This window comes from Streptococcus sp. Marseille-P7376, from assembly GCF_902460385.1.
GTDB classification, from domain to species: Bacteria; Bacillota; Bacilli; order Lactobacillales; family Streptococcaceae; genus Streptococcus; species Streptococcus sinensis.
Map to the genome: position 1 here is coordinate 1 of NZ_CABPTS010000006.1, position 25,991 is coordinate 25,991.

General features: G+C 40.8%; 38 protein-coding genes. 4 read left to right on the forward strand and 34 right to left on the reverse strand.

Annotated features, from left to right (window positions below):
* Positions 1-758, forward strand: a 758-nt coding sequence (locus FZ952_RS04540; protein WP_148880780.1) for an ISL3 family transposase, incomplete at its 5' end; no start/stop codon positions are given.
* Positions 759-966: 208 nt separating this feature from the next.
* Here the strand turns inward: FZ952_RS04540 and rplQ are convergent.
* From rplQ to FZ952_RS04695, 31 genes are all read right to left on the reverse strand, one after another.
* Positions 967-1,353: a 50S ribosomal protein L17 gene (gene rplQ, locus FZ952_RS04545; RefSeq protein WP_148880781.1), complete on the reverse strand. Its 387-nt coding sequence runs from the start codon at positions 1,351-1,353 to the stop codon at positions 967-969.
* Between the two features lie 11 nt (positions 1,354-1,364).
* Positions 1,365-2,303 carry a DNA-directed RNA polymerase subunit alpha gene (locus tag FZ952_RS04550; protein ID WP_148880782.1) on the reverse strand — a complete coding sequence of 313 codons (939 nt, stop codon included), beginning with the start codon at positions 2,301-2,303 and terminating at the stop codon, positions 1,365-1,367.
* A 45-nt stretch (positions 2,304-2,348) separates the two neighbouring features.
* The gene (gene rpsK / locus FZ952_RS04555; RefSeq protein WP_001118386.1) at positions 2,349-2,732 is read right to left on the reverse strand and encodes a 30S ribosomal protein S11; all 384 of its coding nucleotides are present in this window, start codon (positions 2,730-2,732) and stop codon (positions 2,349-2,351) included.
* A 19-nt stretch (positions 2,733-2,751) separates the two neighbouring features.
* On the reverse strand, positions 2,752-3,117 hold the full coding sequence (gene rpsM, locus FZ952_RS04560) for a 30S ribosomal protein S13 (RefSeq protein ID WP_005591288.1): 366 nt from the start codon (positions 3,115-3,117) through the stop codon (positions 2,752-2,754).
* Between the two features lie 17 nt (positions 3,118-3,134).
* Positions 3,135-3,251, reverse strand: a complete 117-nt coding sequence (gene rpmJ / locus FZ952_RS04565; RefSeq protein WP_001808836.1) for a 50S ribosomal protein L36 — start codon at positions 3,249-3,251, stop codon at positions 3,135-3,137.
* Positions 3,252-3,275: 24 nt separating this feature from the next.
* The gene (gene infA / locus FZ952_RS04570) at positions 3,276-3,494 is read right to left on the reverse strand and encodes a translation initiation factor IF-1 (RefSeq protein ID WP_001029883.1); all 219 of its coding nucleotides are present in this window, start codon (positions 3,492-3,494) and stop codon (positions 3,276-3,278) included.
* A gap of 115 nt (positions 3,495-3,609) precedes the next feature.
* Positions 3,610-4,248 (reverse strand): adenylate kinase, encoded by a 639-nt coding sequence (locus FZ952_RS04575; protein ID WP_037617752.1) that lies wholly within the window; start codon positions 4,246-4,248, stop codon positions 3,610-3,612.
* 96 nt (positions 4,249-4,344) lie between these two features.
* Positions 4,345-5,655: a preprotein translocase subunit SecY gene (secY, locus tag FZ952_RS04580; protein WP_062201681.1), complete on the reverse strand. Its 1,311-nt coding sequence runs from the start codon at positions 5,653-5,655 to the stop codon at positions 4,345-4,347.
* Between the two features lie 12 nt (positions 5,656-5,667).
* Positions 5,668-6,108, reverse strand: a complete 441-nt coding sequence (rplO, locus tag FZ952_RS04585; protein ID WP_045498220.1) for a 50S ribosomal protein L15 — start codon at positions 6,106-6,108, stop codon at positions 5,668-5,670.
* A gap of 155 nt (positions 6,109-6,263) precedes the next feature.
* Positions 6,264-6,446, reverse strand: coding sequence for a 50S ribosomal protein L30 (gene rpmD, locus FZ952_RS04590; protein WP_003029471.1), 183 nt, complete (start codon positions 6,444-6,446; stop codon positions 6,264-6,266).
* A 13-nt stretch (positions 6,447-6,459) separates the two neighbouring features.
* Positions 6,460-6,954, reverse strand: a complete 495-nt coding sequence (gene rpsE / locus FZ952_RS04595; RefSeq protein ID WP_037617759.1) for a 30S ribosomal protein S5 — start codon at positions 6,952-6,954, stop codon at positions 6,460-6,462.
* An 18-nt stretch (positions 6,955-6,972) separates the two neighbouring features.
* A complete protein-coding gene (rplR, locus tag FZ952_RS04600; RefSeq protein ID WP_005592009.1) occupies positions 6,973-7,329 on the reverse strand; it encodes a 50S ribosomal protein L18 in 357 nt (118 codons plus the stop codon).
* An 85-nt stretch (positions 7,330-7,414) separates the two neighbouring features.
* Positions 7,415-7,951 (reverse strand): 50S ribosomal protein L6, encoded by a 537-nt coding sequence (gene rplF, locus FZ952_RS04605; RefSeq protein ID WP_062201683.1) that lies wholly within the window; start codon positions 7,949-7,951, stop codon positions 7,415-7,417.
* A 193-nt stretch (positions 7,952-8,144) separates the two neighbouring features.
* Positions 8,145-8,543, reverse strand: a complete 399-nt coding sequence (gene rpsH / locus FZ952_RS04610) for a 30S ribosomal protein S8 (RefSeq protein WP_002899666.1) — start codon at positions 8,541-8,543, stop codon at positions 8,145-8,147.
* 283 nt (positions 8,544-8,826) lie between these two features.
* Positions 8,827-9,012 carry a type Z 30S ribosomal protein S14 gene (locus tag FZ952_RS04615; RefSeq protein WP_001085697.1) on the reverse strand — a complete coding sequence of 62 codons (186 nt, stop codon included), beginning with the start codon at positions 9,010-9,012 and terminating at the stop codon, positions 8,827-8,829.
* A gap of 17 nt (positions 9,013-9,029) precedes the next feature.
* Entirely contained in the window at positions 9,030-9,572 is a 543-nt protein-coding gene (rplE, locus tag FZ952_RS04620; protein WP_037617766.1) for a 50S ribosomal protein L5, read from the reverse strand.
* Positions 9,573-9,595: 23 nt separating this feature from the next.
* Positions 9,596-9,901: a 50S ribosomal protein L24 gene (gene rplX, locus FZ952_RS04625; protein ID WP_015604250.1), complete on the reverse strand. Its 306-nt coding sequence runs from the start codon at positions 9,899-9,901 to the stop codon at positions 9,596-9,598.
* Positions 9,902-9,980: 79 nt separating this feature from the next.
* The gene (gene rplN / locus FZ952_RS04630) at positions 9,981-10,349 is read right to left on the reverse strand and encodes a 50S ribosomal protein L14 (RefSeq protein WP_002894494.1); all 369 of its coding nucleotides are present in this window, start codon (positions 10,347-10,349) and stop codon (positions 9,981-9,983) included.
* Positions 10,350-10,374: 25 nt separating this feature from the next.
* Positions 10,375-10,635, reverse strand: a complete 261-nt coding sequence (rpsQ, locus tag FZ952_RS04635) for a 30S ribosomal protein S17 (RefSeq protein ID WP_002885836.1) — start codon at positions 10,633-10,635, stop codon at positions 10,375-10,377.
* Positions 10,636-10,662: 27 nt separating this feature from the next.
* A complete protein-coding gene (gene rpmC, locus FZ952_RS04640) occupies positions 10,663-10,869 on the reverse strand; it encodes a 50S ribosomal protein L29 (RefSeq protein ID WP_005591297.1) in 207 nt (68 codons plus the stop codon).
* Between the two features lie 9 nt (positions 10,870-10,878).
* On the reverse strand, positions 10,879-11,292 hold the full coding sequence (gene rplP, locus FZ952_RS04645; protein WP_015604249.1) for a 50S ribosomal protein L16: 414 nt from the start codon (positions 11,290-11,292) through the stop codon (positions 10,879-10,881).
* A 3-nt stretch (positions 11,293-11,295) separates the two neighbouring features.
* Positions 11,296-11,949, reverse strand: coding sequence for a 30S ribosomal protein S3 (gene rpsC / locus FZ952_RS04650; RefSeq protein ID WP_021002172.1), 654 nt, complete (start codon positions 11,947-11,949; stop codon positions 11,296-11,298).
* Positions 11,950-11,961: 12 nt separating this feature from the next.
* Complete coding sequence (rplV, locus tag FZ952_RS04655) at positions 11,962-12,306, reverse strand: 50S ribosomal protein L22 (protein ID WP_009443859.1); 345 nt, start codon at positions 12,304-12,306, stop codon at positions 11,962-11,964.
* An 11-nt stretch (positions 12,307-12,317) separates the two neighbouring features.
* On the reverse strand, positions 12,318-12,599 hold the full coding sequence (gene rpsS, locus FZ952_RS04660) for a 30S ribosomal protein S19 (protein ID WP_000533766.1): 282 nt from the start codon (positions 12,597-12,599) through the stop codon (positions 12,318-12,320).
* Positions 12,600-12,685: 86 nt separating this feature from the next.
* The gene (gene rplB / locus FZ952_RS04665; protein WP_148880783.1) at positions 12,686-13,519 is read right to left on the reverse strand and encodes a 50S ribosomal protein L2; all 834 of its coding nucleotides are present in this window, start codon (positions 13,517-13,519) and stop codon (positions 12,686-12,688) included.
* A 17-nt stretch (positions 13,520-13,536) separates the two neighbouring features.
* A complete protein-coding gene (locus tag FZ952_RS04670; RefSeq protein WP_037617777.1) occupies positions 13,537-13,836 on the reverse strand; it encodes a 50S ribosomal protein L23 in 300 nt (99 codons plus the stop codon).
* Positions 13,836-14,459, reverse strand: coding sequence for a 50S ribosomal protein L4 (gene rplD / locus FZ952_RS04675; protein WP_062201685.1), 624 nt, complete (start codon positions 14,457-14,459; stop codon positions 13,836-13,838). The genes FZ952_RS04670 and rplD overlap by 1 nt, the downstream gene beginning before the upstream one ends.
* 24 nt (positions 14,460-14,483) lie before the next feature.
* Positions 14,484-15,110, reverse strand: coding sequence for a 50S ribosomal protein L3 (gene rplC / locus FZ952_RS04680; RefSeq protein ID WP_037617781.1), 627 nt, complete (start codon positions 15,108-15,110; stop codon positions 14,484-14,486).
* Positions 15,111-15,191: 81 nt separating this feature from the next.
* Complete coding sequence (gene rpsJ / locus FZ952_RS04685) at positions 15,192-15,500, reverse strand: 30S ribosomal protein S10 (RefSeq protein WP_005591304.1); 309 nt, start codon at positions 15,498-15,500, stop codon at positions 15,192-15,194.
* Between the two features lie 185 nt (positions 15,501-15,685).
* Positions 15,686-16,195, reverse strand: a complete 510-nt coding sequence (locus FZ952_RS04690) for a kinase (protein WP_037617783.1) — start codon at positions 16,193-16,195, stop codon at positions 15,686-15,688.
* Positions 16,195-16,632 carry a CoA-binding protein gene (locus FZ952_RS04695; protein ID WP_148880784.1) on the reverse strand — a complete coding sequence of 146 codons (438 nt, stop codon included), beginning with the start codon at positions 16,630-16,632 and terminating at the stop codon, positions 16,195-16,197. Before FZ952_RS04695 ends, FZ952_RS04690 begins: the two co-directional genes overlap by 1 nt.
* Before the next feature lie 188 nt (positions 16,633-16,820).
* Between FZ952_RS04695 and FZ952_RS04700 the strand changes: the two genes are divergently transcribed.
* Genes FZ952_RS04700 through FZ952_RS04710 form a run of 3 tightly spaced genes read left to right on the forward strand, consistent with a single transcriptional unit; the run spans position 16,821 to position 19,347 of the window.
* Positions 16,821-17,639 (forward strand): class C sortase, encoded by an 819-nt coding sequence (locus FZ952_RS04700; protein WP_148880835.1) that lies wholly within the window; start codon positions 16,821-16,823, stop codon positions 17,637-17,639.
* An 11-nt stretch (positions 17,640-17,650) separates the two neighbouring features.
* Entirely contained in the window at positions 17,651-18,505 is an 855-nt protein-coding gene (locus FZ952_RS04705) for a class C sortase (protein WP_148880785.1), read from the forward strand.
* Positions 18,502-19,347, forward strand: a complete 846-nt coding sequence (locus FZ952_RS04710) for a class C sortase (protein WP_148880786.1) — start codon at positions 18,502-18,504, stop codon at positions 19,345-19,347. Before FZ952_RS04705 ends, FZ952_RS04710 begins: the two co-directional genes overlap by 4 nt.
* Positions 19,348-19,351: 4 nt before the next feature.
* Here the strand turns inward: FZ952_RS04710 and FZ952_RS04715 are convergent, their stop codons facing one another.
* The 3 genes from FZ952_RS04715 to FZ952_RS04725 form a co-directional block, all read right to left on the reverse strand.
* Positions 19,352-20,287, reverse strand: coding sequence for a Cna B-type domain-containing protein (locus FZ952_RS04715; protein ID WP_148880787.1), 936 nt, complete (start codon positions 20,285-20,287; stop codon positions 19,352-19,354).
* Positions 20,288-20,389: 102 nt separating this feature from the next.
* Positions 20,390-21,913 carry a SpaH/EbpB family LPXTG-anchored major pilin gene (locus FZ952_RS04720; protein ID WP_148880788.1) on the reverse strand — a complete coding sequence of 508 codons (1,524 nt, stop codon included), beginning with the start codon at positions 21,911-21,913 and terminating at the stop codon, positions 20,390-20,392.
* A gap of 11 nt (positions 21,914-21,924) precedes the next feature.
* The gene (locus tag FZ952_RS04725) at positions 21,925-25,851 is read right to left on the reverse strand and encodes a Cna B-type domain-containing protein (protein WP_148880789.1); all 3,927 of its coding nucleotides are present in this window, start codon (positions 25,849-25,851) and stop codon (positions 21,925-21,927) included.
* Positions 25,852-25,991: the final 140 nt, after the last annotated feature.

The window sequence follows — 25,991 nt, forward strand, 5'->3', positions numbered from 1 at the left end:
GCTTCATTGCACAGGATTTTGATTCCAGAAAAATCGTAGCTATCTTAGATGGACGGACCCAAGCAACGATTCGCAATCACTTTCTGCGCTATTCCAGACAGGTCCGAAACGGCGTTAAAGTCATTACAATGGACATGTTCAGTCCCTACCATAACTTGGCTAAACAACTTTTTCCATGCGCTAAAATCGTCCTCGATCACTTTCACATTGTGCAACATCTCAGCCGGGCTATGAGTCGTGTTCGTGTTCAAATCATGAATCAATTTGAGAGAAAATCTCACGAATACAAAGCACTTAAACGCTACTGGAAACTGATCCAACAAGACAGCCGTAAACTCAGCGATAAACGTTTTTATCGCCCAACTTTTCGCATGCACTTGACAAATCAAGAGATTCTTGAAAAGGTTCTCTCTTACTCTCAAGAACTACGAGAACATTATGAACTCTACCAACTCTTACTTTTTCATTTTCAAGAGAAACAGGCTGACCATTTCTTTGGACTCATTGAAGATACCATTTCTTGTGTAAATCCTATTTTTCAAACTGTTTTTAAGACCTTTTTGAAAGATAAGGACAAGATCCTGAACGCACTGGAACTGACCTACTCAAACGCAAAACTAGAAGCTACTAACAACCTCATCAAGGTCATCAAGCGCAATGCTTTCGGATTTCGGAACTTTGAAAACTTTAAAACTAGAATTCTCATCGCTTTGAATATCAAAAAGGAGAGGACATTTTTGGTCCTCTCCAGGATATGACTTTTTAGTAACCCACTACAGTTGACAAAGAGCCAAAAACGCCTGCTTACGAAATTGTTTTTTCAATAAAAGCAATTTCGTAAACAAGCGTCTACCCTTTCATCATGATGATGAGTGTTCCCGCTAGGAAAATTCCTAGCGGTAGACCAGAGCTAGACTAAGAGCATAAGAACTCCACCATCATAACACTCAACAAAATTGATAAAAATTATACTAATTCAATAATTGCCATTGGCGCAGCATCCCCACGGCGTGGTTCAGTCTTAAGAATACGAGTGTATCCACCACTGCGCTCAGCATAGCGAGGTGCCAATTCAGAGAATAATTTTTGAAGAGCTGTAGTTGTAGTGTATTTGTTAGTCTCTTCATTATAGTTTTCTGATGCAATTTCGTTACGTACAAAAGCTGCTGCTTGACGACGAGCATGCAAGTCACCACGTTTACCAAGAGTAATCATTTTTTCAACTGTTTTACGGATTTCTTTAGCACGAGCTTCAGTTGTTACGATTGATTCATTGATAATCAAGTCAGTAGTCAAATCGCGAAGCATTGCTTTACGCTGTGAGCTAGTGCGTCCTAGTTTACGGTAAGCCATGTATTCCTCCTTTATTTATCATTTCTTAACCCAAGACCAAGGTCGGCAAGTTTAACTTTAACTTCTTCAAGACTCTTGCGGCCCAAGTTACGAACTTTCATCATTTCAGGCTCTGATTTTTCTGTCAAATCAAAGACGGTATTGATACCTGCACGTTTGAGACAGTTGTAAGAACGAACTGATAGATCCAATTCCTCAATAGTGCGTTCCAAAACACGATCATCTGATGTTTTTTCTGCTTCTTTCATGACATCAGTCGCAATAGCAACTTCTGTCAAGTTAGTGAACAGATTCAAATGTTCCGTTAAGATACGGGCTGAAAGTCCCAAAGCATCATCTGGAATAATGGTTCCATTCGTCAAAATTTCAAGGGTTAGTTTGTCAAAACCATCGTTGCTACCAACACGAGCTGGCTCAACTTGGTAATTAACTTTTGTCACAGGCGTGTAGATAGAATCCACCGCAAGTGTGCCCACTGGAGCATCATCTTTTTTATTTTCGTCAGCTGGTACATAACCACGACCGCTATTTACAGCCATTTTTGCTTTAAAGCTAGCACCTTCACTGATTGTAAAGAGATAATGATCAGGGTTTATAATTTCGATATCACTGTCTGTCAAAATATCCCCAGCAGTCACTGCTGCAGGTCCTTCAACATCCAACTCAATCATCTTTTCGTCTTGGACGTAAGATTTTACAGCAATCCCTTTGATGTTCAGAATAATCTGCATCACATCTTCACGGACCCCAGAAATCGTATCAAATTCGTGCAATACTCCTTCAATATTGATAGAAGTCACTGCTGCACCTGGAAGTGAGGCGAGAAGTACACGACGAAGAGAATTTCCAAGTGTTGTACCATAACCGCGTTCTAACGGCTCTACTACAAACTTGCCATAATTTTTATTTTCATCAATTTTTGTTATATTTGGTTTTTCAAACTCAATCATTTATTATACTCCCTCTTAAACGAAAAGCAGTGTAATTGTTTGTGATTATACACGGCGACGTTTTGGAGGACGAGCACCATTGTGTGGTACAGGAGTCACATCACGAATTGCTGTTACTTCAAGACCAGCGGCAGCAAGAGCACGAATAGCTGACTCACGACCAGAACCTGGACCCTTAACAGTAACTTCAACTGATTTAAGACCGTGTTCTTGTGCAGATTTAGCAGCAGCTTCAGAAGCCATTTGGGCAGCAAATGGTGTAGATTTACGAGAACCTTTGAAACCAAGAGCACCAGCTGATGACCAAGAAATTGCATTACCATGCACATCAGTAATCATAACAATAGTGTTATTAAATGTAGCGTGAATATGAGCAATACCAGATTCGATATTCTTTTTCACACGACGTTTACGTGTTGGTTTAGCCAAGACTTTTTACCTCCTTATATTATTTTTTCTTACCTGCAATCGCAACGGCTTTCCCTTTACGAGTACGAGCATTGTTCTTAGTGTTTTGTCCACGGACAGGAAGTCCACGACGGTGACGGATACCACGGTATGAACCGATTTCCATCAAACGCTTGATGTTCAGGTTTACTTCACGACGAAGGTCACCTTCAACCTTGATTGCATCCACTTCACGACGGATTGCGTCTTCCTGATCAGATGTCAGATCTTTGACACGGATGTCTTCTGAGATTCCAGCAGCCGCCAAAATTTTCTTAGAAGTTGGAAGTCCGATACCGTACACATAAGTAAGTGAAACAACTACACGTTTGTCATTTGGAATGTCAACTCCAGCAATACGAGCCATTTTTTCTCCTTTCTATCTTATCCTTGACGTTGTTTGTGTTTTGGATTTGCTGGGCAAATTACCATAACACGACCATTACGACGAATAACTTTGCAGTATTCGCAAATTGGTTTGACCGATGGTCTTACTTTCATTTCTTATCCCTCCAAGTTTTTCGATTATTTAAAGCGGTAAGTGATCCGTCCACGTGTCAAATCATAAGGACTCATCTCCACAGTAACACGATCTCCCGCTAAAATACGAATATAGTTTTTACGAATTTTACCAGAAACTGTTGCTAAAATCTGATGTCCATTTTCAAGTTCAACCGTAAACATTGCGTTCGGCATAGTATCGACTACCTTGCCTTCAACTTCAATCACATCGTCTTTTGCCACGCAAAAGCACCTCCCTAAATTTCGATAGATTCCTCTGAGCACAGAGGTAACAATTATAAGTCAGACTAACTCATTGTATCACTACTTGTCAAATATTGCAAGCAGGAAAAACGCTTTATTTCAAATTTGACAAGACTTTTTCGATATCTGAGAAAACAGCTTCAATCTCTTGATTCCCCTGAATATCGTGGACCAGTCCTTGGGCACGGTAATGATCAATAATTGGTTGACCTTGAGCAATGTTGACATCCAAACGACGTTTCACGGTTTCAGGTTTGTCGTCTTCACGTTGGTAATAGTCTTCTTCTTTGTAATCCACCGGTGGATTGAATACTTTATGGAAAGTTTCCCCTGTTTCGCGGTGGATAATCCGACCGCTCAAACGTTCTAGCAAGCTATCTGGATTCACTTCGATATTGATCACACCTTCCAACTGAATACCGAGCTCAGCAAGGATTTGATCCAAAGCATGAGCTTGATCAATTGTCCGTGGATAACCATCCAACAAGAAACCAGTTTCTTTAATATCATCTTGTGCCAAGCGCTCTTTCACGATTCCGTTTGTCACTTCATCTGGCACCAACTCGCCTTTAGAAATGTAGGATTTCGCCAATACACCCATTTCTGTTTCATTAGCCATAGCAGCACGGAACATATCTCCTGTTGAAATATGCGCAACATGGAATTGTTCTACAATTTTGGCTGCTTGCGTTCCCTTGCCTGCCCCTGGCAAGCCCATAATCAAAAGATTCATGATCTGTCTCCTTTTTTTGTTTTTAAAGCAATCTATTAAACCACTTAATAAACTTTTTTAAAAACAAAATAGAAGGTTGACTAGGTCAACCTGTTTCTATTCTGTTGTAGTATCCATAAATCCGACATACTTCCGCTTCAGAAGATAGCCTTCCAACTGTTTCATTCCTTCAATACCAGTTGAAATGATGATGAGAAGACTAGTTCCTCCAAGAGCAACCGCATCGGTCAGGCCGAAAAGGTCTTTTGCTAAGATTGGAATAATCGTTACAAATCCTAGGAAGAGGGAGCCAACTGTTGCCAACCGGCGAAGCAGCTTAGACATATAATCTTCAGTCCCTTTACCCGGCCGAACACCTGGAATGTATGCTCCGCTCTTTTGCAAATTCTCTGCTGTCTTTTCAGGATTAATCTGTACAAATGTATAAAAGAACGTAAAGAGAATAATTAAGAGAGCATACATAAACATACCACTGATGGTAGTAGTCGCAAGAAGCGACTGGGCTGTCCGAACCCAACCAGCATCATAACCCATGGCACTTACAAATTGGAAGATGGCTGCCGGAGCAGCTGTAATCGAACTTGCAAAGATAACCGGAATCACTCCAGCAGGATTGACTTTCAATGGTAAGTAAGAACTGGATGGTGCCCCTTTTGCAATTTTTGTATATTGAATCGGGATCTTGTATTCAGCTTGCTGCACAAATGTTGTAAAGTAGATAATAATCAAAACTGCAACAATCAAAATCCCTACAAAAATCGATGATGAAGTCAGCCGTTCACTTGGAACATTGACAAAATAATCTTCATAGATTCCCTTAATCATGCCAGGAATTCCTGACACAATCCCTGCAAAGATAATCATGGATACACCGTTCCCATAACCCTTATCGGTAATTTGCTCACCAAGCCAGGTCACAATCATTGACCCTGTCGTAAGCAGTGCCCCAATTAAGAGATAGGTTTGCCAGTTTGGTGTTGCTACCAACTTGGTCCGTGATAAGGTTGCAAATCCGGCGGTTATCCCAATAGATTGAACAAAAGCCAAGATTAAAGAGATATAGCGGGTTGCCTGATTAAGCTTTCTCCGTCCCACTTCTCCTTGCTTGCCCCACTCCACAAATTTTGGAAGCAAGTCCATTTGCAAGAGTTGCACCACAATTGAAGCTGTGATGTACGGACTAACACCGAGTGCGAAAACAGAGAAATTTCTCATCGCATTCCCAGAAACCAAGCTAAGCATATTTAAGAAAGGCAAATCGCTCAGACTGTTCAAAGCTTTAGCATTAATTCCTGGGACGGTTATGGTTGTACCAATACGGAATACTAAGATGATGAAAATGGTGAACAAAATCTTAGACCGTACTTGTTTTATTTTAAATGCGTCTTTTAATAGCTTGAAAAACATAGGTCACCTCTCTTAGATGACTTCGACTGAACCACCTTTAGCAGTGATAGCTTCTTCAGCTGATTTAGAGAATTTAGCTGCTTTAACAGTCAACTTCTTAGTCAATTCTCCGTTGCCAAGAATCTTAACACCAGATTTTTCAGCTTTTACAATACCTGCTTCGATGAGAACCACTGGAGTTACTTCTGCACCATCTTCAAAAACATTTAATTGGTCAAGGTTAACAATCGCATATTCCTTGCGGTTTACGTTCAAGAAACCACGTTTTGGTACACGACGGAACAAAGGAGTTTGTCCACCTTCAAAACCAAGACGAACACCGCCACCGCTACGAGCTTTTTGACCTTTTTGACCGCGGCCAGATGTTTTACCGTTACCTGATGATGTACCGCGACCTACACGGTTGCGAACTTTACGTGAACCTGCAGCAGGTTGTAATTCATGAAGTTTCATTATATTATTTCTCCTCTTTTGTAAAATGCTAGCGCTCATATAGGAGAAAAGGTGTCTCCTATATAAACTCGCCTATACATATATTTAGTTTTAGGGGCTGAGAAAGTTCTCAAATCCCCTAATGTATCTTAATAAAAGTTATTCAGCTAACCAGCTTACTTAACTTCTTCAACAGTTACCAAGTGAGATACAGCAGTAATCATACCGCGTACCGCTGCGTTATCTTCTTTGATAACTGAGCTGTTCAATTTGCCAAGTCCAAGTGCTACAACAGTTTTACGTTGTGACGGAATGCGTCCGATTGGAGACTTAGTCAAAGTAATTTTAATTTGAGCCATGAGTTCCCCTTTCTTAAGCCAAGTCAGAAACTGAAATACCACGAAGGGCAGCAACTTCTTCAGCGCGTTTAAGTTGTTTCAAACCTTCAACAGTTGCGCGAACGATGTTGACTGGAGTGTTTGAACCAAGTGATTTAGATGTAATATCTGCCACACCTGCCAATTCGATGACGGCACGAACAGCACCACCAGCAGCAACTCCAGAACCTTCAACAGCTGGCTTAAGCAATACTTTCGCTCCACCAAATTCTGAAAGAACTTCGTGAGGAATAGTTGTACCAACCATTGGAACTTCGATCAAGTTTTTCTTCGCATCTTCAACTGCTTTACGGATAGCTTCTGGTACTTCTTGAGCTTTACCAGTACCGAAACCAACACGACCGTTGCGATCACCAACTACTACAAGAGCTGCAAAACGAAGACGACGTCCACCTTTAACAACTTTAGTAACACGGTTGACAGCAACTAAGCGTTCTTCAAGTTCAACTGCATTGTCTTTAAATGCCATTTTCTAGTGTCCTCCCTATTAGAATTTCAATCCGTTTTCACGAGCTGCATCAGCCAAAGCTTTTACACGTCCGTGATAGAGATATCCACCGCGGTCAAACACCACTTCAGAAATACCTTTAGCAACTGCACGTTCTGCAACGAGTTTACCTACAACAACGGCTTGTTCAGTTTTAGTTCCTTTTGAAACTTCTTTGTCAAGAGTTGAAGCGCTTGCGAGCGTTACACCCGCTACGTCATCAATCACTTGAGCGTAGATGCCTGTATTAGAACGGAATACGTTCAAACGTGGGCGATCAGCAGTTCCAGAGAGTTTTCCGCGAACGCGACGATGGCGCTTTTGGCGGACTTTATTTTTATCTGGTTTCGTAATCACAATTTTCACCTCTTATTATTATTGACGTGCCTCAGCACAAAATCGGAAAATATATTGGCCGGCTGAGAAAATCAGCCAATCAATATTATTTACCAGTTTTACCTTCTTTACGGCGAACGAATTCACCAACGTAACGGATACCTTTACCTTTATATGGTTCTGGTGCGCGAAGGCTACGTACATAAGCAGCTGTTTGTCCAACCGCTTCTTTTGAAATTCCGCTGATAACGATAGTCGTTGGGTTTGGAAGTTCAAAAGTAATTCCTTCAGGAGCTTCTACTTCGTCTGGATGAGATTTACCAACTGAAAGTACAAGTTTGCTACCTTGAAGTTGAGCACGGTAACCAACCCCGCGCATTTCAAGTTCTTTCTTGAATCCTTCTGATACACCAACAACCATGTTGTTAAGAAGGGCACGAGTTGTTCCGTGGATCGTTTTCATTTCTTTTGAATCGTTTGGACGGTGAAGAGTTACTTCAGTTCCTTCCACACGGATTTCAATATCTTTTGAGAACTCACGAGTCAGTTCTCCTTTAGGTCCTTTTAGAGTTACAACGTTGTCATTGTTAGTGAGTTCAACACCAGCAGGCAACACGATAACTTTATTACCAATACGTGACATGTATATTTTCTCCTGTTAGATTGTCAGGCCGCAAGCGACCAGTTTTCACGGGGTTAAAGATACTTATTGTGTTCAATAGCTAAATTGAACATGCTCTAAGAATTGTGCAAAATAGATGAATTGGCTGGTTTGTAAACAAACTGCTCCAACCTCCTAATTTTGCTTTGTTCTTTACGAGCTTTGTATCTTAATTTTACCAAACGTAAGCGATAACTTCTCCACCAACGTTCTTTTGGCGTGCTTCTTTATCAGTCAGCAAACCTTCAGATGTTGAAAGGATAGCAATTCCAAGTCCGTTCAAGACTTTTGGAAGATCTTCGCGTTTCTTGTAAACACGCAGACCTGGTTTTGAAACGCGTTTCAAACCAGTGATAACTTTTTCACCGTTTTGTCCATATTTAAGGAATACACGGATGATACCTTGTTTGTCATCTTCGATGATTTCAACGTTTTTTACAAAACCTTCACGCTTCAGGATTTCAGCAATCCCTTTTTTGATATTTGATGCAGGCACTTCAAGTACTTCGTGGTTCGCTTGGTTAGCGTTACGGATACGAGTCAAAAAGTCTGCAATTGGGTCAGTCATAACCATTTTATATTTCTCCTCTTACTAGTAGTTTGCAAGTCGCACTTGCTAGTTAATACATGATACAAAGAGCGTAACAGCGCGAGCAAAAATAGGCAATTTGATGCAGGAGCGATGCTCTAAAGCAAATCGATCTTTTTTGTCGAAGCTGTAGCTCGTGTTCAAATTGGAAAGCCAAACTGAACTCGGGCTAAACTCTGTGTGAAAAAGATAAAATCGTTTTGACTCATGGAGTCTTCAACAATTTTCCTATTTTCACTTAGAGTTTTGACGCCCTTGATATCTTAAATTACCAAGATGCTTTGGTAACGCCAGGAATTTGTCCTTTGTATGCTAATTCACGGAAGCAAACACGGCACAATTTAAATTTGCGGTATACTGAATGTGGACGGCCACATTTTTCGCAACGAGTGTAAGCTTGCGTAGAGAACTTCGCTGGGCGTTTGTTCTTAGCAATCATTGATTTTTTAGCCATTTGTTTTACCTCCTATATTATTTTGCAAAAGGCATTCCAAGGCCTTTAAGCAATTCGCGTGACTCTTCGTCAGTGTTAGCAGTTGTTACGATAACGATATCAAGACCACGAGTCTTATCAACGTCATCAAAGTTGATTTCTGGGAAGATCAACTGTTCTTTCACACCAAGTGTGTAATTTCCGCGTCCATCAAATGATTTTGTTGGAACACCGTGGAAGTCACGCACACGTGGAAGTGATACAGTAACCAATTTATCCAAGAATTCATACATACGTTCGCCACGAAGGGTTACTTTCGCACCGATCGCTACACCTTCACGAAGACGGAAGCCGGCGATTGATTTTTTAGCTTTAGTGATCAGTGGTTTTTGACCTGAGATAAGAGCAAGCTCTTCAGCAGCTTTTTCAAGGTTTTTAGCGTTTGATACAGCGTCACCGACACCCATGTTCAAAACGATTTTATCCACTTTTGGCACAGCCATAACAGATGAGTAGTTGAACTTTTCAGTCAGAGCAGGAACTACTTCTTTAAGATATTTTTCTTTTAAACGATTTGCCATTATACTTCTCCTTTCCTTCGTGATTAGTCAAGCACTTCGCCTGATTTTTTATTGTAGCGAACTTTTTTGCCATCTACAAATTTGTAACCAACGCGTCCCGCAACACCATTTTTGTCAAGAACTTGAACGTTTGACACATGGATTGGCGCTTCTTTTTCAACGATAGCACCTTGAGGGTTTTCGCTATTTGGTTTTTGGTGTTTCTTAACAAGGTTAACACCTTCAACAACAACTTTGTTTACTTTTGGAAGAGCTGCAACAACAAGCGCTTCAACACCCTTGTCCTTACCAGCAATTACGCGAACTTTGTCGCCTTTTTTTACAAACATTCTTAGGTTTCTCCTTTAATTTCTTACGCCCATGAGGGCACCCTGAAAATCTTCCAGGGGACTTGTTTGATTTTTTTGATTAAAGTACTTCTGGAGCCAAAGATACGATCTTCATGAAGCCGCCGTCACGCAATTCACGAGCAACTGGGCCGAAGATACGAGTTCCGCGAGGAGTTTTGTCTTCACGGATGATGACTGCAGCGTTTTCGTCAAATTTGATGTATGAGCCATCTTTACGACGAGCACCTGATTTAGTACGAACGATAACCGCTTTTACAACGTCACCTTTTTTAACCGCACCACCAGGAGTAGCTTGTTTTACAGATGCAACGATGACATCACCGATGTTGGCGAATTTACGTCCTGAACCACCAAGAACTTTGATTGTCAGGATTTCGCGAGCACCGCTGTTGTCAGCAACTTTCAAACGAGTTTCTGTTTGAATCATTTAAGTTTTCTCCTTTCTGGTTTGATTAGATGATAACCGCTTCTTCAACAACTTCTACAAGACGGAAGCGTTTTGTAGCTGAAAGCGGACGAGTTTCCATGATACGAACGATATCACCTTCTTTGGCAACATTGTTTTCATCATGTGCTTTGTACTTCTTAGAGTAGTTAATACGCTTACCATAGACTGGGTGGTTACGTTTTGTTTCAACTACAACTGTGATTGTCTTATCCATCTTGTCAGAAACGACGCGTCCGACAAGAGTTTTACGTTGATTACGTTCCATTTTAGAATTTCTCCTTTCCCAAGTCTATTATTTAACTTCTGATTGAACAGTTTTGATACGTGCGATTTGTTTTTTCACTTCTTTCAAACGCGCTGTCTGCTCCAACTGACCAGTAGCGGCTTGGAAACGAAGGTCAAACAATTCTTTCTTCAATTCATTTTCACGCTTCGCGAGTTCTTCTTGAGAAAGACCACGAAGTTCTTTAACAAAATCTTGAATTTCTTTAAGTTTCATGCCTTCTCCTTATTCTGCTTCACGCTTTACGAATTTACATTTAACTGGTAATTTGTGGCTTGCAAGACGAAGAGCTTCACGAGCGATTTCTTCTGATACGCCAGCGACTTCAAACATCACTTTGCCACGTTTAACTGGTGCTACCCAACCTTCTGGAGCCCCTTTACCAGATCCCATCCGTACACCGATTGCTTTTGCAGTGTATGATTTGTGTGGGAAGATTTTGATCCAAACTTTACCACCACGTTTCATGTAACGAGTCATAGCGATACGGGCAGCTTCGATTTGACGGTTAGTGATCCAGTGGCTAGTAGTTGCTTGAAGACCATATTCTCCAAATGTTACTTCTTTACCACCTTTAGCTTCACCACGCATTTTTCCGCGGAATTCGCGACGGTGTTTAACACGTTTAGGTACTAACATTGGTTATTTACCTCCTTTAGTGTTTTTACGAGCTGGAAGAACTTCTCCACGGTAGATCCATACTTTAACACCAAGTTTACCGTAAGTAGTATCAGCTTCTTCCCAAGCGTAATCGATATCCGCACGAAGGGTGTGAAGTGGAACAGTTCCCTCAGAGTATCCTTCGCTACGAGCGATATCTGCACCGTTCAAACGACCTGATACTTGAGTTTTGATTCCTTTAGCTCCCGCACGCATTGTACGTTGGATTGCTTGTTTTTGAGCACGACGGAAAGCAACACGTTGCTCCAATTGACGAGCAATTCCTTCACCAACAAGGTGAGCATCCAAATCCGGTGATTTGATCTCGATAATGTTGATGTGGACTTGTTTACCAGTCAATTTATTAAGTTTCGCACGAAGTGCATCAACGTTTGCACCACCTTTACCGATAACCATACCTGGTTTAGCAGTATGAAGTGAAACGTTAACTTTGTTTACTGCGCGTTCGATTTCGATAGTTGAAACAGCTGCGTCAGCCAATTCTTTTTGAACGAATTTACGGATTGCAAGATCTTCATGAAGGTAATCCGCGTATTCTTTTTCAGCATACCATTTGGCATCCCAATCACGGATGATGCCGACACGCATACCAATTGGATGTACTTTTTGACCCACGATGTTACCTCCTTATTTTTCTGCAACGACCACAGTGATGTGGCTTGTGCGTTTGTTGATTGGTGAAGCTGAACCTTTAGCGCGCGGACGGAAACGTTTCATAGTTGGTCCTTCGTTTGCGAAAGCTTCAGATACTACCAAGTTAGCTTTTTCCAAACCAAAGTTATTTTCAGCATTAGCGATTGCAGAATTCAATACTTTTTCGATAATACCAGCAGCTTTGTTTGGAGTGAATTTTAAGATTGCGATTGCGTCAGCGACGTTTTTACCACGGATGTTGTCAAGAACTAGACGAGTTTTACGAGGTGAAACACGCACTGTACGAGCCATTGCTTTAGCTGAAGTAATTTCTGCCATTTATGTTCTCCTTATTTTCTACGTGTTTTCTTGTCGTCTGCAGCGTGACCTTTGTAAGTACGAGTTGGTGCAAATTCACCAAGCTTGTGACCTACCATGTCTTCTTGGATGTAAACAGGTACGTGTTTACGTCCGTCATAGACTGCGATTGTGTAACCGATGAAACTTGGGAAGATCGTTGAACGACGTGACCAAGTTTTGATAACTTTTTTCTTTTCGTCGTTAGCTTGAGCTTCAACTTTTTTCATCAAATGCTCATCGACGAAAGGTCCTTTTTTAAGACTGCGTCCCATTTTTATATTTTCTCCTTTAAAATAAGTACCACAGCGGCCTGCGCTGCTAAGCAGCGCTACCGAGCTGGCGGATAGATTGTTTTAGATTATTTCTCGTTGCGACGACGAACGATAAGTTTGTCAGATTTCGCTTTCTTGTTACGAGTTTTAAGACCAAGAGCAGGTTTGCCCCATGGAGTAGATGGTGCTTTACGACCAACTGGTGCTTTACCTTCACCACCACCGTGTGGGTGATCGTTAGGGTTCATTACAGAACCGCGAACTGTTGGACGGATACCTTTCCAACGGCTACGTCCTGCTTTACCAAGGTTCACCAAGCCATGTTGTTCATTTCCGACAACACCAACTGTAGCACGGCAAGTACCAAGAATCATACGAACTTCGCCTGATTGAAGACGAACAAGAGTGTATTTGCCTTCTTGACCCAATACTTGAGCAGAAGCTCCAGCAGCACGGACCAACTCACCACCGCGACCTGGTTTCAACTCAATGTTGTGAACCAAAGTACCAACTGGGATGTTAGCAAGTGGCAGTGCGTTACCTACTTTGATATCAGCTTCCGGACCTGAAACGATACGTTGACCAACTTCAAGACCTTTAGGAGCGATGATGTATGCCTTCACACCATCAGTATAGTGAACCAAAGCGATATTTGCTGAACGGTTTGGATCGTACTCGATAGTTTTAACTACTGCTTCAACAGCATCTTTGTTACGTTTGAAGTCAATCAAACGGTAGTGACGTTTGTGGCCACCACCTTGGTGACGAACAGTGATGCGTCCGTTGTTGTTACGACCAGCTTTGTTCTTAAGTGAAACGAGCAAAGATTTTTCTGGAGTGCTAGTAGTGATTTCAGCGAAATCCAAAGAAGTCATATTACGGCGACCGTTTGTTGTTGGTTTATAAACACGAATTCCCACGATATTTCCTCCTTAGATTATTCTGCTTCAACAGCTCCGAACAACTCGATTGCTTTTGAATCTGCTGTCAGAGTGATGATAGCTTTTTTAGTTTTGTTAGTAAAACCAGTGTAACGTCCAACGCGTTTAGCTTTAGGTTTTACGTTGATAGTGTTGACATTAGCAACTTTAACTCCTTCAAAAGCAGCTTCAACAGCTTGCTTGATCAAAAGTTTGTGAGCGCGAGTGTCTACTTCAAATACGTATTTGCCTGCTTCAAGCTGAGCCATTGAGCTTTCAGTGATCACAGGTTTTTTGATAACGTCATACAAATTCATTATGCAAGAACCTCCTCGATTTTAGAGATAGCTGCTTGAGTAACAAGAAGTTTGTCGCTGTTTGCGATGTCAAGAACACTTGCAGATGTTGCTGTTGTAACTTTAACGTTTGGAAGGTTGCGTGCTGAAAGTGCAGCAAATTCATTTCCTTCTTCAAGAACAACAAGTACTTTTGTGTCGATGCTCAATGCTGCAAGCACTTTTGCAAACTCAGCAGTTTTTGGAGCTGTAAATGAAAGGCTGTCTACAGCTACGAATTTGTTTTCAGCAACTTTTTCAGAGTAAACTGATTTAAGTGCCAATCTACGAACTTTACGTGGAAGTTTGTAAGCATATGAACGAGGAGTTGGACCGAAGACGATACCACCACCACGCCATTGTGGAGAGCGGATAGAACCTTGACGCGCACGTCCAGTTCCTTTTTGACGCCATGGTTTGCGTCCGCCGCCTGATACTGCAGAACGATTTTTAACAGCGTGAGTTCCTTGACGAAGACTAGCACGTTGGCTGACGATAACGTCAAAGACAACAGCTTCGTTTGGCTCAATACCAAAGATTGCGTCATTAAGAACTACTTCACCAGCTTCTTTACCAGTTTGGTCAAATAATTTTACGTTTGCCATTGTGACTGATTACCCCTTTCTTTATTATTTACCAGCTTTAACTGCTGACTTGATAGTGATAAGAGATTTCTTAGCACCTGGTACGTTACCTTTAATCAGGATAACGTTCTTCTCTGGAACAACCTGTACGATTTCAAGGTTTTGAATCGTTACGCGGTTGCCACCCATACGTCCAGCCAAGCGTTTGTTTTTGAAAACGCGGTTTGGCGCAACTGGTCCCATTGAACCAGGACGACGGTGGTAGCGTGAACCGTGAGCCATTGGGCCGCGAGATTGGCCGTGACGCTTGATAACACCTTGGAAACCTTTACCTTTTGAAGTTCCTGTTACATCAACAACATCACCAGCTTCGAATGTATCGACAGTGATTTCTGCTCCAACTTCCAAGCCTTCAATGTTTTTGAATTCACGAATGAAGCGCTTAGGAGCTGTGTTAGCTTTCGCTACATGGCCTTTGGCAGGTTTGTTGCTCAATACATCACGAAGGTCATCGAAACCAACTTGAACTGCGTTGTAACCGTCTGTTTCAACTGTTTTAACTTGAAGAACCACGTTTGGAGTTGCTTCAACAACAGTTACAGGGATTAATTCGCCAGCTTCAGTGAAGATTTGAGTCATTCCCACTTTTTTCCCTAAGATTCCTTTTGTCATGAGAAAATGTTTCCTTTTCTAAAATTTTGTTTAAAAAGTTTTTAACGAGCGTTTTTCATGCTCAAGATATCAAGCTTTGGATTAAAGTTTGATTTCTACGTTCACACCACTTGGAAGATCCAATTTCATCAAAGCGTCAACTGTTTTTTGAGTTGGGTTGATGATGTCGATCAAGCGTTTGTGAGTACGCATTTCAAATTGTTCGCGAGAATCTTTGTATTTGTGAGTCGCACGAATGATTGTGTAGAGGCTACGCTCAGTTGGAAGTGGGATTGGGCCCGCAACTTCAGCACCTGTACGTGCGGCAGTTTCTACGATTTTTGCAGCCGCTGTATCAAGTGTACGATGTTCGTAAGCTTTCAAACGGATGCGGATTTTTTTGTTTGCCATCTTTTTTCTCCTTTTCGTCTATTTAAGATAATAGGCTAGCTCCACAAGAAAACCGACAGGTGGTTGCGTGGCAATGCAACCGAGCGTGTCGCAACCTCTTGCATCAAAGCTAAAGACTGTTTTACACAGCACCATAGTATGATACCACACGCGCGGCAACATTGCAAGGGATTTGGGAAGATTTTTTAATTTTTCTTAAAAAATTGGTAATTTAAAGAAAAAGAGTCTGAGACAAAATAGTTCTCAGTCACATCACCTGTAAAAAGGATTTCCTCTTGCCAACCGAGAACGTCTTTGTCAAGCCACCAACACTTCATATCAGCAGGACTAAATTCAGCTACTTTTGAACGTGTCGCATGTCGACGAACTGTTTCTTTAAAAGTCAAATCGTAGTAATAAGCGAAAACCTTGTTATCAAAAAGCTGCCGCAAGCGCTCCAGCATGTCACCATAAATATCCGTTTCATAAAAACCTTCAACAATTACCAGCAAATCATGCTCATGACCATAATGAGCAATCGTTTCTGTTAGAAAAATAGATAAGTTATCTGGTTCCACCTTTTCCTTGAGCATCTCACGCCGGACAAGGTCTTGTGAAATCACAAGCGTCCCACGACCAAAATGATTTTGTAATTTTTTAGCTAGGCTGGTTTTCCCAGAGCCGGAATTACCCCGAATGATGACTAGTTGCGCCATTAGTCAATCTCCTTCACCAAACGATTGTACTCGCGCTTGATACAACGGTTCATGACGATATGATTGCGACCTGCCGCCCGCAAAATTTCTTCCGCTTCTTGACTTTGAAGTCCCAGCTGCGCCCAAAAAATATTGGCATCCGTCTCAATAAAATCACGCGCCACATCCGGCAAAAATTCGCTCCGCCGAAAGACATTGACAATATCCACGGAAATAGGAATATCCTGCAAACGCGCATAAGCCGTCTCGCCTAAAATCTTTTGACCCGCTAACTTGGGATTGACTGGAATGATCTGATAACCCAGCTCCTGCATGATCTTTGAAATACGATTGCTAGTCGTTTCCTCGCGGTCAAAAAGTCCGACTACTGCAATCACTTTACTCGTCTCCAAATAGGTCTGAATCATGTAATCACTAGGATTTTGAAATTCGTACATAAAATACCTCACTTATTTCCTTATGACCAGTATAGCATTTTTTGAAAAAGGAGGCAGAAATTGGGGCTAGGATTTTTTTAGGAACGAATCAGCAAATATAGCTGCCAATTATGATATAATGGTTAGATAGATAAAAATATAATAGTCTTACTAGCGACAAAAATAATTGCTAACAACAAAGGAATATGATGAAAAAATTTTTTAATTTATTAACAAACTTAACAATTATAGTCGGTATCCTCATTATCAGCTACCCTGTTATTAGCCAAATTTATTACAATTACCAGACCAAGCAAGAGGTTAAGGACTTTGACTCGTCTGCACAAAAATTAACTTCTGAAGACGTGGCGGAACGAATAAAACTAGCTACTGCTTACAACCGCTCTTTGCAAAATTTGGCAATAACAGATCCCTATACCAAAGAAGAAAACGCTAAGGGGCAGGCAGAATATGCTCGAATGCTGACGGTTCATGAAAAAATAGGTAGAATTTCCATTCCCAAAATTGATGTTGACTTACCAATCTATGCCGGTTCAAGCGAAGAAGTTTTACAAAAAGGGGTGGGACACCTTGAAGGAACCAGTTTGCCGATTGGCGGTCAGAACACTCACACTGTTCTAACTGCCCACACGGGTTTGCCCAACAATCGCCTTTTTACTGACTTGGATAAAATGAAGGTGGGCGATAAATTTTTCATTCAAAATATCGCTGAAACACTTGCCTACGAGGTTGATTCCATAACGGTGATCGAGCCGACCCAGTTTGACTCTCTAAATATTGTACCTGACAAAGACTACGTGACTTTGCTGACCTGTACTCCTTATATGATCAATTCGCACCGTTTACTTGTGCGGGGCCACCGGATCCCTTACAAACCAAGTGAAGAAAAAGTGAAAAGTCCGATTAGTCATATTTCTATTCCACCGCTTTATCTAGTCGTTTTCGCAATTCTATTTCTCATTTTCATTATTTTGGCTTGGAATAAGCGGAAATCGAAAAAAGCATAGAAAGATCTATCATGACAAGAAAAAAGAAAAACCAAAAATGGCTACAACTAACCTATAAAATACTTACCATTTTGGGTTGCTTGATGATCTGTTATCCCTTTGTCAGTCAGATTTATTACCAATATGTGACTATGCAAGAGACAAAGCAATTTGACGACGAGAAAGGTAAATTAGTTGACCAAGATGTTGAAAATCGTATTGAACTCGCCAAAGCCTATAACAGCACCTTGTCCCCAGAAAAAATAGGAGATCCTTTCTCAAGCAGGAAAAAAGAGGAAGGCGTAGCCGAATATGCTCGCATGTTGCAACTGCAAGAAAAAATTGGCTATGTCACTATCCCTTCTATCAATCAAAAAATTCCCATTCGGGCAGGGTCATCTGAGAATGTCTTGCAAAACGGGGCAGGACACTTAGAAGGAACCAGCCTCCCTGTCGGTGGAGTTAGCACCCATACGGTCATCACCGCCCACAGAGGACTTCCCACAGCCAGACTTTTCACCGACTTGGATAAGGTAAAGGTCGGAGATGTCTTTTACATCACCAATATCAAGGAAACCTTGGCTTATCAGGTAGATAAGATTTTAACTGTTGAGCCCACTGATTTCAAACCAATACTGGTTAAAGAAGGCGAGGATCGTGCCACTCTTTTGACTTGCACGCCTTATATGATTAATTCTCATCGCCTACTCGTTCAAGGCAAGCGTATTCCTTTCCACGAAGCTGAAAAGAAGAAAAAAACAAAGATTGACTTTTTTGCCCAATACAAATGGTTTATCCTTCTTGCTGCCGGACTCATCCTCCTACTCATAGGCTATCTGCTCTTTAAAATGTTAAGAAAGAAAGGAAAAGAAACATCACTTTCATGAAAAAGAAAAAACAATTACTTGGGCTGAGCATCCTGTTAATTGGAATTGCGCTCTTCCTCTTTCCTTTTTTATCTATGATTAAAGAGGACATCTGGCAATCCAAGGCCCAGCGCACCTATCAGCAGACTAGCGAAAAAACATTCCAAAAACAACGAGCAGCTGTGGAACAAACCACCGTCACCGGAGCTATCCAAGATATTTTCCTAACAAAAAAAGATACTGATCCCATGCAAAAAACGCCCTACTCAGATCTGCTAGATACCAATCAAGTTGCGGGACGCATGAGCATTCCTGCTTTAGGACAACATTTCGACCTCTATCTTGACGCCGACTATGATAAACTCCTAAAGGGAGTAGCGACCCTCGTCGGAACATCTGCCCCCTTGGGTATAAAAGGACAGCGACCGATTATTGCAGGACATAGAATTAATTATAATGGCATGTCTTTCTACTTCCTCCCCTTCCTCAAAAAGGGAGATAGAATTTATTTCGACATTCTTGGGAAAAATCTAGAATACGAAGTGACCGATAGCGAGGTCATCGATGAATACGAAAGCGAAAAACTCAAACCGATTGAAAACGAGGATATGGTCACGCTCATGACCTGTGTGAACGAACCAAGCTATGACAAACGGCTCCTTGTCAATGCAAAAAGAGTTGTTTCAGATAGTGAAAAAAAGCAAAACGTATCTGCTAATCCCTTGATTTCCTTTGTTAGCAACCAACATATCAAACTTGATTTCAAATTACAAAGGCTTGCCCCTTATTTGATTGTGATTGTCGGAACAGCGATTTTTCTCTTTTTCACCAAGCGACTATGGAATATCATAAAAAAACACTGATGAATCAGTGTTTTTTCTCGCTTTTATAAAGCTTATATCCTAGTCCGATTAAGACAACGGCAATTCCTAAAAACCAATAAATGGCTAAGGTTCCCGTTTTGATAATCGGTGTTCTTGGCGTAGTCGGTGGCACCAGTGTATTGGTAATCACAGTGCCAGTTTTATCTGCCATGTTTTTATAAGTCGCTGTATAGCCGTTAGGAACATCTTCTTCAGCTGTGTAGGTGTAGTCTTTCCCTGTCGCATCTGCTTTTTCCAAGTTCATAAAGGTATGTTCCCAGTTATTACTGTCATTCAACTCAATTTCATCAATGACTTTCCCATTTTGTTTAAGATGAACAGTGATACTGTTTAGCTTTTTACCTTTCCATTCTTTCCGAACTTTAAAACTCGTCTTGTCTTCTCTCTGTTTTAAAACTTGCTTGGGATAGACATGAACGGCGTCATTTCCTACCGTGAAATAGCTGCCATCGGGTTTTGTCACAGGCAATTCCACTTCTAATGGAACTGGTGTCGCATCACCCAACGTCTGATTTCCTGCTAACTTTGATTTTTCTTTATTGACAACAATATAGTACTTACCTGCCTTCAAAGCGCTAAAGATGAGACGACCACCATTTTCAGTTATCTTTGTTTGAACAAGCTCTCCATCCGCCTTATCCTTGTGAATATCAAAGGCAACGCCATCAATGGTTGAGGCCTCACTACCAAAATAATTCTCAATGTCTAAAGGTTGTCCAGAATAACTATCTTTTCCTCCACCTTTAGGCCAACCATTCAAATCTTTTAACTTAACCAAGGTTAAGACAATATCGTAGGTTGCATCTGACGAGGCTTGATTTTCCTGAGATGAGACGGTTGTAAATGGCCGCAAAGCTACCAAAATAACAATGGCCGTAAGTATGGATAGCAGACTACTCAATATTCTTTTTCTTGTCATAGTATCCTCCTAAAACATAGTACTTGTACTCCTCACTAGGATATTTAACTGTTTTAAATACCCTAGTGAAGAGGTAAGGATTGTCCTTACTTCTTCATTTTATTACTTAGCTGAACGACGTTTCGCAATGAAACCTAAACCAACAACCAAGACACCGGCTGCAATCACGAGAGCTGAACCGATACCACCTGTTTGTGGAATTGTTACCTTGTTGTTGACAACAGTAACAAGTTTGTTAGCATTTGAATAGCTATCATGTGAAACGGTAAACATAATTACTTGTTGCAATAAAGCGTAATCTTGAGGTGCTTTCGTTTCTTTGATTTGGTATACTGTTTCAGCATCAGTAGCGTCATGCGCTTTATTAGCAGAACCGTAAGCTAGACCCTTGATTTCAAATGTTCCATCAGTTGCTGATAGCAAGTAGATTGGTTGACCTGCTGTTGGTTGCACTGTAGAGCTAGTCGCTGCAACTGTTGTTCCACTAGTAGAGAACTTCCCAGCGTCAATAGCAGCTTTATTCGCTTTGATTAAGTCAGCAGTCCATTTGATTGATTGACCATTTTTATCTTGCAATTCAAAGATAGCTCCTGCAAGAGGGGTACTATTTTTATCGTTTTTAATAAACTTAGCACCACCTGTGTGAAGTTCAGGAGTTTCACTAGGTTTTTCTTCTTTTGTCACATTAGGATTTGTACCGTAAGTAACTTTAACATCATTCTTATTAGCTTCACCCATAACTGCATCTTCGTTGATAACAGTATCATAGGTAATAGTGATAACATCATTAGCTTTCAAAGACTTAATAAATGTTTCTTTAAAAGCAACACTTATTGTACCAGCCTTTGTATCAACCGGAGAAGTTCCAGTTGTTTCATAGTCAGTTGTAGGAACTACATCATTTCCTTTTTTAACAACAAGATTGCCTTTATAAGTCAAACCTGCTGACATCTTATCGGTAAAGGTCAAGACTTTATAATCTGCAATTCCTTTAGGCATTTTAGAAGTTACCTTAAAGGTCTTCTTTACACCAATAGTTGCAGTATCGTGTTTATCATGATCGTTTACAACTTTATCAATGCTTGGTTTGTCAACGGTATTCTTTGGATAAACATGAACAGCGTCAGTACCAGTTGTGTACCATCCACCTGTAGCCTTAAAGACTGGTAACTCAATTTCCATTGGAACCGCAGCAGATTCTGCAAGTTGTTCTTGCGATGACAATTCTGATTTTTCTTTGTTTTCAACAATCATATACTTGCCAGCTGGTAAATCCTTAAAGGTAATTTGACCATTTGCATCAGTTTGTCCTTCTTGTCCTGCTACAAGTTCACCGACTTTGTCCGCCTTGCTGTCATCATATTTGTGAACTTCAAACCAAACGCCTGGTAGTGTCTCTGAACCTGCACCAAAATAATTTTGGATGTTTAACTGTTGCCCTGTATATTCTGTACCATCTGCACCAGTTTGTTTTGGCCAATCAGTTAAGTTCGCCATTTTAACCTTAGTCAAGACGATGTCATATGTTTCTTCCGTAGTCGCAAAAGTTTTATCTGCTCCAAATGCTAAAAGCACGATACTAAGAGCTGCTAAAAACGAGAGGAAATATCGTTTTACGTTTTTCATTGTGTTGCCTCCTAAAAAGCCTTTCTATTTTTTTGCATATAATGTAAAATTACTGCCAATGTTAATGTTAAAGTTCCCATCAAGATATATGGTAGGATACCTGAGCCACCCGTATTTGGATAAGTCGGGTTCACCTTGTTCTTCACCGTCAAAGTTGCTGTTTCTCCGATATTTGCATCCGTAAAGGTTACTTTCTTTTCAGACGCCTTACTGATTTCCAAATAATACTTTGGAACAACCTCTTCAATGTAGTAGGTGTAGTACTTACCGGTGGTTTTGTCCTTAGGTGGGTAGTGTTTTGTAGATTCCCAGAGATATGGAGCAGTTGCAGTCCGCTCTAACTGAATCGTCTCAACAAGCTCTCCATTTTGAGTTTGCCCGTCCGTTGTCCGGTACAACTTAACCTCTAGTTTCTTCGGTAGCTGGTCATTTGTAATCTGATTGCCGTCCTTGTCATACCAGAGTTTCTGGATCTTGATTGGCGGATACCTCGTGTTGGTGATGACAAAGCCATTCTGAGCGTCACCACTGTAATCGACATCATATTCAGGCGGAATCTCCTTTTCCCTGACCACGTACTTAAAGTCGGTGATTTTCTTCTCTGCTGCTTCTTTTTGTAATAATTCAGCGGCAGATTCTTCATCTGGTAGTGGACTAAAGGTATCTTTCCAGTTATTGCTTCCAGAGAGCTCTTTTTCTTCTTTAAGCTCTTCTTTTACAACACCATCTTCCTTCCAAGTAGCGTAGAGCTGTGCCGTTATTTTAGAATGTGTTGTTTCAGAGTCACGCCACTTCTTCTCAACCGGAATGGTAATCCGCTTGTTGACTTTATTGGTAACTACATTAGATTCACCAAATCGGGGATCGTTATTGTATTTTACTTGGAAAGTATTAACAGCCGTCTTGCCACCAATATTATTATCCTTGTCATAAGCCGGAGCTTTCATATTTAGAATTGCATGCAAAATGGTGTACTTATGAATGACCGTTGTTGGTTTAGAAACAATCTTGATTGCTGTTACTTTTTCGTAGTCGCCTGGATTCATTGTCCAATGTGAACTATTTACCTCTGTGTCAGCATTCATGGTGGGATATTTATCCGTTCGATAGTAAATATCAAAATCTGCCGTCTTATCTTCATCACCGACTTTCACAGTGATTGGGCCTGTCAAGGTGTTTGAAAAGGCAGATTCGGCACCACCCGCTGTCGTTCGATCGCTGTCTCCAACATGAGGAAGAACATCGTAGATTTCTACTCTTGTCAGATCACGATCGTAGTAATTTCGCACTTGCAGGTCATATTGGAAATGTCCCGAAGTGGAAGTTAACCCACCGTACTCTGTTTCAATACCGTCTTTACTGAAGTCTCGACCATAATATTGATGCCCACCTTCAACCAGTGGTTCTGTGCTACGGATCATCTTAACACTCTGCAGACTTTCTGTTACATTCCCTATAACCTTTGAAGTAGCCTTTACGACCTTGTCCTTAGTGTCACCATTCATATTGATGTCTCTTTCGTCATCCACAATCTGGTTTGAATCGGAATGAATGGCATCTGGGAACGGTTGACCATTGTCTTGGTAGAAATAAAGTTCATTCGTGTTATTGAAAGTTGGGGTCTCTGCCTTACTAGGGATAATGTCACTATTGATTTTTAATCCCTTTAGTTTGAAAGCATAACCTGTCCCGTTATTTAAGTCTTTTACCAGACCTGATTTTAATTTGATTTTGATTGCTGTCCGACCACTACCATTGTAGTTTTCAATGACTGAAAATTTATCAATCATGTCCAGATTTGCTATCCCGATTGCTTCGAGCATATCTTCCGCGTTTGTTTTGTCTACACCTGGTGCAATACTAACCCCCTTAGGAAGAAGATCAACAAGCGTTGGATTCTTTAGGTAGCGTGCTTTAGAAAGCTGTTCAAAATTCAATCCCAATAGGAAGAAGACTGATTCTCCCTCAATACCTGAAGTTTGTCCATCTGTATTCTTTGATAGACCAATCTTTTCTACAAATGGTACAAACTGTTTGTTCCATTCATCGGATATATTAATTGGAACATCTTTATTTTGAGAGTTTTTCACTTTAGCTTTAAGGCCGACCACATTTTTTATATCCTTTGCAGCAGAATAAGGAACATGATAAGGGTCTTTAAAAGCCATATAGACGAAACCATCAATGTACTTTCCAACTGGTAATTCATAGCCCTTAATAAAGTGGATGGTTATTTTAGTATATTTTGGAGTAACCGCCGGTACTGCTGCTTCCGTTAACTCACCATTTCGGATCTTTTCAGCCGCAGTATTTAGTTCGTCTTGTGCATCCTTATTAATTTGATCCCCCGGAGCAAAAGTGTCATAAGTTCCATCGCTCTTATAGGCACGTATTTCCATCTTGTCATTGATAGGTTTACTATTTGAGCCTTGTCTTTCAAAGAAAGAATCAACACTAGTGAAATACAGTCTTGAATCAAACTTGCTGGCGTCCTCAACCAAAGTAATCTCTTGAAGGGGTTTTGATAGCTTATTTTCTACCTTGACTGTATAGTCTAGTCGCTGTGCGTAAAGTCCAGCTACATCGTGTTGCACCGTCTGGTGTTCTGTCCTCTTGGAAAGAATCCCTGTACCACTGAAATCATCTGCAATGAGGTTAAAAGTTATGTCGTCACTATTTTTATATTCTTCATTTGCTGACGGGTTAAAAGGAGTTGCAGTGATTTCTGCCTGATTTGTAAAATTAGGTTTGCTGTTACCGTCTTTGTACTTAGCATCAGGAAAAGACAGGTACAATGTAGCCTTGCTGACATCAATATTGTGACGGAAGTCCGTATCAAATTCACTTTCTAAGAATTCCTTTGTATAGGTCGCTGTACCAGTACTACTATCGTAGGTCCAATCAGGATTAAGGGCTTGGTCAAATTTAGCAGTAACTAACTGACCATGACTATTCATATAAGTCGGTAGCTTGTCCTTGATGACGACTTCTTTCATCATTCGCTGCTGACCTGAATTTGCCTGTACTTGATAGGTGAAACTGAACGGTATAGGCTCTGCGCCTGTTTCAGAAATCCTAGTCGGATCTCCGATCTTAGCTGTCCCTCCGTAGAGAAGCTGACCATCTTCGCTACTAGTAGCAACTACCTTTGTTAGGTTCATATTTGGATAAGTTGGAGTATACTCCTTATCATCGCCTGTATATAAAACTGTACCATTCTTATCCTTAAGAGTAACCTTTGGTTGTAGCTTATAGTCTTTTGGAACTAATCCATCTGTAAAGCTAAAAACATAAGGTATGCTAATCTTGGTTGTTGATGTAATGGAATTGAAACGAATACGATAAATCGTCTTCCCGTTTTCCACTACTTTTTCTGCGCTTTTGATTAGAGGGATACCTTCGGTCGGAACCGTAAAGTTATCTAGATAAGCATCTGTGTTTAGCACCTTACCGCCCGGATATAGAGTGGTTGGCATTTCAATATCTAGATAAGGTCCTTCTAAATCTGAGGTTAAACTAGTTCCATCAATATCCACATAAGTGGTAATCTGTTCATCTGTACGATAAGCTGTCTTTGTATTTGGCTTTATCGTGACATTTGGAACTGTTGCCGTCGGTGTAGGAGGAGGGCCTGGTGGTAATGCATCGTCATCATCTTCTGATGTAGCCGTAGCTGAAGTTGTTTGACTCGTTGAGCTGCTACTTTCTTGACTAGAACTACTAGGGGTTTCCTGACTCTCGTTGACAGTGCTTTTCTGAGTTTCACTACTAGAACTTCCCGAGTCTTCTTTTTTGGCAGTTTCAGCAGGATTACTTACTAGAGCAGAAGACGGGCTGGTCTGTTCTTGTGCGAAGGCAAGAGAAGCACCACTCACTCCTTGTAAAATTGTGTTCATAAGCAGAATCAGAACTAAAAATATACTGCCTTTTTTCTTCATTGCCTCTCCTTTTCTAAGTTTATTTCACATTCCGGACGAAATTTAATATATATATATTAAAACATTTCATAAAACAGCTCTTTATGAAATTTATTTATGTATGGAAGTCATGCTATTCCCTCTAGGACCCTGATTTAACG

Bases quoted from the DNA above. Each gene is read 5' to 3' on its own strand.
- secY (WP_062201681.1), bottom strand. From the start codon at position 5,655: ATGTTTTTCAAGCTATTAAAAGACGCATTTAAAATAAAACAAGTACGG.
- FZ952_RS04710 (WP_148880786.1), top strand. From the start codon at position 18,502: ATGAAAAAGAAAAAACAATTACTTGGGCTGAGCATCCTGTTAATTGGA.
- FZ952_RS04705 (WP_148880785.1), top strand. From the start codon at position 17,651: ATGACAAGAAAAAAGAAAAACCAAAAATGGCTACAACTAACCTATAAA.
- FZ952_RS04615 (WP_001085697.1), bottom strand. From the start codon at position 9,012: ATGGCTAAAAAATCAATGATTGCTAAGAACAAACGCCCAGCGAAGTTC.
- FZ952_RS04690 (WP_037617783.1), bottom strand. From the start codon at position 16,195: ATGGCGCAACTAGTCATCATTCGGGGTAATTCCGGCTCTGGGAAAACC.
- FZ952_RS04550 (WP_148880782.1), bottom strand. From the start codon at position 2,303: ATGATTGAGTTTGAAAAACCAAATATAACAAAAATTGATGAAAATAAA.
- FZ952_RS04720 (WP_148880788.1), bottom strand. From the start codon at position 21,913: ATGAAAAACGTAAAACGATATTTCCTCTCGTTTTTAGCAGCTCTTAGT.
- rplD (WP_062201685.1), bottom strand. From the start codon at position 14,459: ATGGCAAACGTAAAATTATTTGACCAAACTGGTAAAGAAGCTGGTGAA.
- rpmD (WP_003029471.1), bottom strand. From the start codon at position 6,446: ATGGCTCAAATTAAAATTACTTTGACTAAGTCTCCAATCGGACGCATT.
- rpsE (WP_037617759.1), bottom strand. From the start codon at position 6,954: ATGGCATTTAAAGACAATGCAGTTGAACTTGAAGAACGCTTAGTTGCT.
- FZ952_RS04695 (WP_148880784.1), bottom strand. From the start codon at position 16,632: ATGTACGAATTTCAAAATCCTAGTGATTACATGATTCAGACCTATTTG.
- rplV (WP_009443859.1), bottom strand. From the start codon at position 12,306: ATGGCAGAAATTACTTCAGCTAAAGCAATGGCTCGTACAGTGCGTGTT.
- FZ952_RS04715 (WP_148880787.1), bottom strand. From the start codon at position 20,287: ATGACAAGAAAAAGAATATTGAGTAGTCTGCTATCCATACTTACGGCC.
- rplO (WP_045498220.1), bottom strand. From the start codon at position 6,108: ATGAAACTTCATGAATTACAACCTGCTGCAGGTTCACGTAAAGTTCGC.
- rplC (WP_037617781.1), bottom strand. From the start codon at position 15,110: ATGACAAAAGGAATCTTAGGGAAAAAAGTGGGAATGACTCAAATCTTC.
- rpsM (WP_005591288.1), bottom strand. From the start codon at position 3,117: ATGGCTCGTATTGCTGGAGTTGACATTCCAAATGACAAACGTGTAGTT.
- FZ952_RS04725 (WP_148880789.1), bottom strand. From the start codon at position 25,851: ATGAAGAAAAAAGGCAGTATATTTTTAGTTCTGATTCTGCTTATGAAC.
- FZ952_RS04700 (WP_148880835.1), top strand. From the start codon at position 16,821: ATGAAAAAATTTTTTAATTTATTAACAAACTTAACAATTATAGTCGGT.
- rplX (WP_015604250.1), bottom strand. From the start codon at position 9,901: ATGTTTGTAAAAAAAGGCGACAAAGTTCGCGTAATTGCTGGTAAGGAC.
- rpmC (WP_005591297.1), bottom strand. From the start codon at position 10,869: ATGAAACTTAAAGAAATTCAAGATTTTGTTAAAGAACTTCGTGGTCTT.
- rpsJ (WP_005591304.1), bottom strand. From the start codon at position 15,500: ATGGCAAACAAAAAAATCCGCATCCGTTTGAAAGCTTACGAACATCGT.
- rplQ (WP_148880781.1), bottom strand. From the start codon at position 1,353: ATGGCTTACCGTAAACTAGGACGCACTAGCTCACAGCGTAAAGCAATG.
- rpsQ (WP_002885836.1), bottom strand. From the start codon at position 10,635: ATGGAACGTAATCAACGTAAAACTCTTGTCGGACGCGTCGTTTCTGAC.
- rplN (WP_002894494.1), bottom strand. From the start codon at position 10,349: ATGATTCAAACAGAAACTCGTTTGAAAGTTGCTGACAACAGCGGTGCT.
- rpsH (WP_002899666.1), bottom strand. From the start codon at position 8,543: ATGGTTATGACTGACCCAATTGCAGACTTTTTGACTCGTATCCGTAAC.
- rplF (WP_062201683.1), bottom strand. From the start codon at position 7,951: ATGTCACGTATTGGTAATAAAGTTATCGTGTTGCCTGCTGGTGTTGAA.
- rplP (WP_015604249.1), bottom strand. From the start codon at position 11,292: ATGTTAGTACCTAAACGTGTTAAACACCGTCGCGAATTCCGCGGAAAA.
- FZ952_RS04575 (WP_037617752.1), bottom strand. From the start codon at position 4,248: ATGAATCTTTTGATTATGGGCTTGCCAGGGGCAGGCAAGGGAACGCAA.
- rpsS (WP_000533766.1), bottom strand. From the start codon at position 12,599: ATGGGACGCAGTCTTAAAAAAGGACCTTTCGTCGATGAGCATTTGATG.
- rpmJ (WP_001808836.1), bottom strand. From the start codon at position 3,251: ATGAAAGTAAGACCATCGGTCAAACCAATTTGCGAATACTGCAAAGTT.
- FZ952_RS04670 (WP_037617777.1), bottom strand. From the start codon at position 13,836: ATGAATTTGTATGACGTTATCAAAAAACCTGTGATCACTGAAAGCTCA.
- rplE (WP_037617766.1), bottom strand. From the start codon at position 9,572: ATGGCAAATCGTTTAAAAGAAAAATATCTTAAAGAAGTAGTTCCTGCT.